Below are 1,492 nucleotides of genomic sequence, written 5' to 3' on the forward strand. Positions count from 1 at the left end.
CTGGCGGGACTTCACCAGCATGTTGGGCTTCTTTGAAAACATCAATTAGCGTTGTTCTGACTACCTGAGCCATTCTGGAGTGCCCCTGTTTTTTGTAATCATCCAAAATGTCCGCAATATCACGAGTATCAACATCACGGATTGGTTTGGCGGCCAATGCCATACGCATGGCTTTAACCGGTGCGATTTTTTGTTTAACGGTGTTTTCAGTAATTTCATTTGCTGTCTTACGCTCCTCCTGGATCACAAGATAACGATCAAGCCACGTTGAAACACTGATGCTGCCGCCGACTGCCCGGCTCAGTTTGTCCCGTACTGCCAGGGTATTGCGTAACTGCTGTTCTGATAATCTGGTGTTGGCTTCAATGGCGATTGCTTTCGCTTCTTCAGCATTCGTTCCTAATCCATGAACCACCCCAGTGATGGGGTGCTTATATTTCCAATATATCCGCTGAGTTCGCTTATCGGTGCTGCAATAAAGCCCTGGAATATTCAACGAAAATTTACGAGGCCTGCCCATCATTTAAAATCCTCAACAAGCGGGGATCGTCATTTTTCCTGGTTACTGGCTGACAAGATATGCCGATATACCTGGCTCCTTTTTCAACACGCCAGAACCGGCCTGCTTTTTGTGGTGGTGGATATATCATTTTATTTTTTGCATAAGAAAGGATGGTTGTATAACTAGGGCAATCTTCTTTCCCAAATTCCTCTATTGCCCAATCCATTAATAGTTGAGTACGTGCCATTGGTCATACCTCGATACGACCGGCCAACAGGTTAACGTGCTGGCCGGTGCGGTTTTGATTTTTAAAAATCAGTTAGCGAACTGCGAGTGAAGGTGATCCTGTTTCAAGATGAGCACCTGGAATTTCAATACCCTCCTTGATTGCTTTTTTAATTTTGGCTTTATCCGGGGCGACAATAGTTGCCACATCGACATACTCATCGGGGATAGCGTTTTGGTTGTCGATGATCACACTGACTGAACCCGGTTTAACGGAGAAGGTATTGAAATCAGTTTTTAACGATTTCTTATCAGCGGCGATCAGACATTGTAGAGCGTATTTTTTAAGGCTGGCTGCATAGGTACTGAAGTGTTTCTCGCGTTGAGCGATTCGCTCACGCTCTGCCTTGCACGTTGCCGCCTGGCCTTCGTACTCACGCATTAATCCCATCATGCCATCAAGTTTATCGGCCAGCCCACCCTCAAGACCCTCAAACGTATCAGCCAGCATTTCAGGCGTCAGTTCGTCAGATTCCTGGGACAGTTCGAATAATTTACGGATGTCTGCTGCCAGTGAAATTGCTGTGCTCATGATTGCGCCTCCAGTTCTGCAATGTGCTTCTCGGTCAGTTTGTGAAGACTGAGAAGACGTTTTTTCAGGTAATCGGAATGCTGGGTATCGCCCGTGCTCTCGGCATTCTTACGATGGACATCAACTTCTCTCGCCATCGTTTCATACACTTTCTTGGCTTCGTTCGGTGTAAC

3 protein-coding genes are annotated in these 1,492 nt (G+C 46.4%); all 3 read right to left on the reverse strand.

What is annotated here, in order from left to right; all coding sequences use genetic code 11:
- Positions 1 to 523: phage integrase Arm DNA-binding domain-containing protein (locus BL249_RS06745; RefSeq protein ID WP_199073441.1), on the reverse strand; the 523-nt coding region annotated here is incomplete at its 3' end.
- Positions 504 to 749: an excisionase gene (locus BL249_RS06750; protein ID WP_099707636.1), complete on the reverse strand. Its 246-nt coding sequence runs from the start codon at positions 747 to 749 to the stop codon at positions 504 to 506. The genes BL249_RS06750 and BL249_RS06745, both read right to left, overlap by 20 nt.
- A 72-nt stretch (positions 750 to 821) precedes the next feature.
- Complete coding sequence (locus BL249_RS06755; protein WP_099707637.1) at positions 822 to 1,319, reverse strand: siphovirus Gp157 family protein; 498 nt, start codon at positions 1,317 to 1,319, stop codon at positions 822 to 824.
- Between the last annotated feature and the right edge of the window lie 173 nt (positions 1,320 to 1,492).

Origin of the sequence: Erwinia sp. OLFS4, from assembly GCF_002752165.1 — a bacterium.
Taxonomy (GTDB): Bacteria; Pseudomonadota; Gammaproteobacteria; order Enterobacterales; family Enterobacteriaceae; genus Izhakiella.